The sequence below is a fragment of the Candidatus Streptomyces philanthi genome (genome assembly GCF_059553635.1).
In genome coordinates, this window is sequence record NZ_JCANQV010000407.1 from 1 (window position 1) to 4,063 (window position 4,063).

Consider the following 4,063-nt stretch of genomic DNA (forward strand, 5'->3'; position numbering starts at 1 on the left):
TGGGCGTTCCTGCTGGCCGTGCTGTGCGGGACGGGTACCGGGCTCGCCGTGGAGCGGTACGGGACGCTCACATCGGCGTTGCAGGCCGCGTTCGCCGCCGCGCTGGTCGTCCTCGGTCTCGCCCTCGCGGTCAGCGCCTGGTGGGGGCGGACGGGCGGCGGCACGGTGTTCCTGGTCGTCCTCACCACCGCGTTGCTGGCGGGCGTGAGCACGCTGCCCGACGACCTCACCACCGAATGGCGGCACTCCCAGTGGGCGCCCGAGGCGGTCGGCTCCGTACGGCCGCAGTACGCGATCGGCTCCGGTGAGGGCGTACTGGACCTGAGCGCGCTGCGCGTCACGGACGGCCGTACGGTGCACACCGGCGCCCGGGTCGGCCTCGGCCGTCTGGAGGTCCGCCTCCCGAAGGGCGTGACGACGACCGTGCACGCCTCCGTGCGCATGGGCGGCGTGCGGCTGCCCGACCGGAACATCAACCAGATGAACCTCTCCGAGGCGCCGCCCACGACCGCGATCCTGCCCGCCGAGGGCCTCAAGGACGGCGAGAAGCCGCGCGGCGCGCTCGTACTGGATCTCCAGGTCGGCGCCGGGCAGGTGGAGGTACTCCCCGCGGAGGCGGGTCCGGGGGGCGACGCCCGGTGAAGCGCCATCCCGTCGAACCCGCGCGTCTGGTCTCCGGGCTCGCCGCCCTCGCCGTCGGCACCGGCTACGGCCTCGACGCCCTCGGCCTCTGGCACGCCCCCGGCCCCTGGCTCCTCGCCGCCGTCCCGGCCGGTCTGCTCGCGTCCGGGGTCACGGCCGCCGCGTGGGCCATCGCCCGGAGGCGGCGCACGCCGCCGTCGTAAGGGGGCTCGGGCGGGCGGTTGGAGATCCGTCTCGGGGCTGGGGGCGTACGCCGCCGTGGTGAGGGGGCTCGGGCGGGCAGCCGATGATCCGCCTCCGGGGTCGGGGGCGCACACCCCGCCGTAAGGGACTCTCGCGCGGCCGGACGGAGATCCGCCTCCGGGCCCTGCCGTGTACACCCCCGTCGCAGGAAGCGCGCCACCGGCGGGAGCCTGCCGCCACGCGGAGAACCACCCCCGGAAGCGATACGCACTCCCCACCGTGAGACCCGCTCACGCCATCATCCGAGGATGCGCCGCCCGTACCGGTCGCGGCGGAGCGCCAGCACGGCGTCCAGCGAGAACGCGGGGGCGCCGGCCAGGACGAGAGGGAGCCAGGCCATCAGATAGATCAGGTCGTTGCCGTAGTAGTAGGGCGTGACGGGCCAGCTGACGGTGAGCCAGAGCGTCAGGGACAGCAGGGCGCCGCCCAGGGCCGCCACCCGCGCGTACAGGCCGACGAGGGTGCCGAGTCCGACGGCCAGTTCGCCGAGCGCGATGGCGTACCCGAAGCCGACGGGGCTGGTCAGCGCCAGGTCGACCAGCCGGGGCAGGCCCGCGGTGCCGTGCAGCTGCCGCAGCTGGTCGCCGAGCGAACCGGGGCCGTGGGCCGCGAGGAACGCGGGGTCCAGCAGCTTGTCGAGCCCCGCGTAGACGAACGTGACCCCGAGGAAGGCCCGCAGCGGCAGCAGGGCGTGGCGCGCCATCGCCGCCCGCGGCCCCGTACCGGGACCGCCCGGCCGCGCCTCACCGACACCGGTCATACGTTCCGCGTGCACCATGACTCCGCCTCTCGTAGCCGTCGGGCGCACGATTGTGCCCCCGCCCGGCCCCTGACGGGAGGGACCCGGCCCGGGGCCGCGCGACGTTCCTCCGGGCGTGGCGCGGTGTTCCTCCGGGTGAGGTGCGGGGGTCGGCCGGGCGGGGCGATACGGAGCGAGCGGCAGCCGCCCCGACCGGGCAGGCCCCACCCGCCACTGTGAACGGCGCCCGCCCCCCACCTCACTCCCGCACGTCGATCACGTACGCCCCCGTCTCCACCCCCGCCGCCGTGATCACGCGGACCTCGACGCGGCCCGGTTCGACGTCGGCCGGTACCGGCACCGTCAGCAGGCCGTCCGACGGGTTGGCGAAGCCGCCCGCGACCGGGACCAGCGGGACCGGGACGTACACCGCGCCGATCCGTACGACCGTCCGGGCCAGCCGGTCCGGGGACCCGGCGCCCGGCGGGACGAAGCCGGTGCCGCGGATCTCGATGTCGTCGCCGGGGCGGACCGGTGCGGCGAGGGTGCCCGGTTCGCGGGCCCGTACGACGGAGAGGATCGCCGGGCGGCCGCCCTCGGCGCATTTCCCGGCCAGATAGCCGCCCGCGGAGAGGACCACCAGCAGCGCCGTCCCCCAGGACAGCGGCGGCAGTTCGGCGGGCCGCCACGCGCTCGCGGCGAGCGCCGAGGCCAGCACCGCCGCGTTCACGCCCACGTACTGGGCGTCGGCGAGGCTGCCGCGTCCCGCGTCGTCCGCCAACAGGTCGGCGGCGCGCGGGTGTTCGGCGGGCAGCTTCTGCACCCTGCCCGACCGGACGCGGACGGTGACCACCACCCGGGCCAGCACCGCGACCGCGAGGACCACGCCCAGCACCAGCAGCGGCGGGGCCGCCGCGCCGAAGGGCACCGCTCCCGGTGCCGCGCCGAGCACCCCGCGCGCCACCGCGACCAGCACCGTGTACCCGGCCGCCGCCAGCCAGAGCCCGGCGACCGTGCGCGAGGTGGAGAGCCGCCCGTCCTCGCCGGTCAGCGGGGCGAGCACCCCGCCGTGCGCCCGGTGCTGCCACGCGACCGCCGACAGGGCGCCGGCCGTCACCACGGCGGCGGCCAGCGCGGCCGTGCGGCCCGTCGTCCACCCCGTCCCGAGCGCGGTCAGCGCCTCGGCCAGCAGCAGGACGACGACACCGCCCCACAGGACCCACCAGGTACCCCGGCACACGGCGGCGCGCCAGGCGCCCGCTCCGGCGGTGGAGCGTTCGGCCACCGTCCGGGCGGAGAGGGTGAGTTCGTCGGAGACCCATTGGCGCGCGGCTCCCGCGGAGCGCGCGAGGGCGGACGGTACGCCGCGCCCGGCCGCGAACTCCTCGCGCAGCGCCACGAACGCGGCGACTGCCTCGCGGTGCCCGTCCCTTCCGCATCGTCCGCACCGGCCGTCCGCGCCGACGCCGTCCGCCGTATCCGCTGCCACGTCACTACCGCCCGCCACTCACCACGCCACGGCACCTCGCCGGACGCGGCGCGTTCCCCAACACATCATCGGTGAACGGGAATTGTGCCGTACGGTCACCGTTTCCACCTACTCGGCGCCCTAGGTCCTGGCGCCTACTCGAACAGGTCCGGTTCGCTCCGGGTGATCTTCCGGTACAGCGGCTGGTAGTTGATCCATGCCACCAGGTCGCCGCCGAGCTGCTCGCGGGTGCGTAGCGCGTCGTCATGGGCGATCGGTACCGGTGTGCCGGCCGCCCGCGCGGTGAGCTGGACCTTGCAGGCGCGTTCCATCGCGAGGAACCACCAGGCCGCCGCGTCCACCGTGCCGCCGACGGTGAGCAGTCCGCGGTGGCGCAGGACGACGGCCTTGTGCCCGCCGAGGGTGTCCGCCACCCGCCGTCCCTGCTCCGCGTCCACCACCACCCCGGTGTACGCGCCGTGGACGGTGTGCGCCTCGTAGAAGGCGCAGGCGTCCTCGGTGAGCGGGCGCAGGGGCTCGCCGAGCGCCGCCAGCGCGCGCCCGTACTCCGAGGGGGTGTGGACGACGGCGACGACGTCCGGGCGGGCCCGGTGGATCTGGGCGTGGAGGGCGAAGGCCGCCTGGTTGACGTGGTGGCGGCCCTCGACGACCCGGCCCTCCCCGTTGACGAGGACCAGGTCGCTGACGGTGGCGTGGGCGAAGGGCACCCCGAAGGGGTTGGCCCAGCAGTGGTCGCCGGACTCGGGGTCGCGGACGGTGACCAGGCCGGCGACGCCCTCCTCGTGCCCGTGGTGTCCCAGGACGCGCAGCGCGGCGGCGAGGCGTTCCTTGCGGTGGCGCCGCTCCTCGGCGGCCGTGTCGTAGCGCGGCGGCAGCGCGAACCGCAGCTGCTCGGCGGGGACAGGCGTGGGCTCGGGCATCGCTGCTCCTCCTGGCGCGTCGGGCGCCCG

General features: G+C 76.1%; 4 protein-coding genes and 1 pseudogene. 2 read left to right on the top strand and 3 right to left on the bottom strand.

Annotated elements, in window-relative coordinates; translation table 11 throughout:
• Together AC51EU_RS27885 and AC51EU_RS27890 are read left to right on the top strand one after the other, a co-directional pair.
• Window positions 1–642 (top strand): annotated as a pseudogene (locus AC51EU_RS27885) (PspC domain-containing protein); the annotation flags it as partial.
• The gene (locus AC51EU_RS27890) at window positions 639–845 is read left to right on the top strand and encodes a hypothetical protein (RefSeq protein ID WP_496269861.1); all 207 of its coding nucleotides are present in this window, start codon (window positions 639–641) and stop codon (window positions 843–845) included. The pseudogene AC51EU_RS27885 and the gene AC51EU_RS27890, both read left to right, overlap by 4 nt.
• 278 nt (window positions 846–1,123) lie before the next feature.
• On the opposite strand, the gene AC51EU_RS27895 is transcribed toward AC51EU_RS27890, so the two are convergent.
• From AC51EU_RS27895 to AC51EU_RS27905, 3 genes are all read right to left on the bottom strand, one after another.
• The gene (locus AC51EU_RS27895; protein WP_496269862.1) at window positions 1,124–1,663 is read right to left on the bottom strand and encodes a DoxX family protein; all 540 of its coding nucleotides are present in this window, start codon (window positions 1,661–1,663) and stop codon (window positions 1,124–1,126) included.
• Window positions 1,664–1,883: 220 nt separating this feature from the next.
• Window positions 1,884–3,113 carry a hypothetical protein gene (locus AC51EU_RS27900; protein ID WP_496269863.1) on the bottom strand — a complete coding sequence of 410 codons (1,230 nt, stop codon included), beginning with the start codon at window positions 3,111–3,113 and terminating at the stop codon, window positions 1,884–1,886.
• 134 nt (window positions 3,114–3,247) lie between these two features.
• Window positions 3,248–4,033, bottom strand: a complete 786-nt coding sequence (locus tag AC51EU_RS27905; protein WP_496269864.1) for a class II aldolase/adducin family protein — start codon at window positions 4,031–4,033, stop codon at window positions 3,248–3,250.
• Window positions 4,034–4,063: the final 30 nt, after the last annotated feature.

Excerpts from the sequence above, each read along its gene's own strand:
- AC51EU_RS27905 (WP_496269864.1), bottom strand. The coding sequence starts at position 4,033 with ATGCCCGAGCCCACGCCTGTCCCCGCCGAGCAGCTGCGGTTCGCGCTG.
- AC51EU_RS27895 (WP_496269862.1), bottom strand. The coding sequence starts at position 1,663 with ATGGTGCACGCGGAACGTATGACCGGTGTCGGTGAGGCGCGGCCGGGC.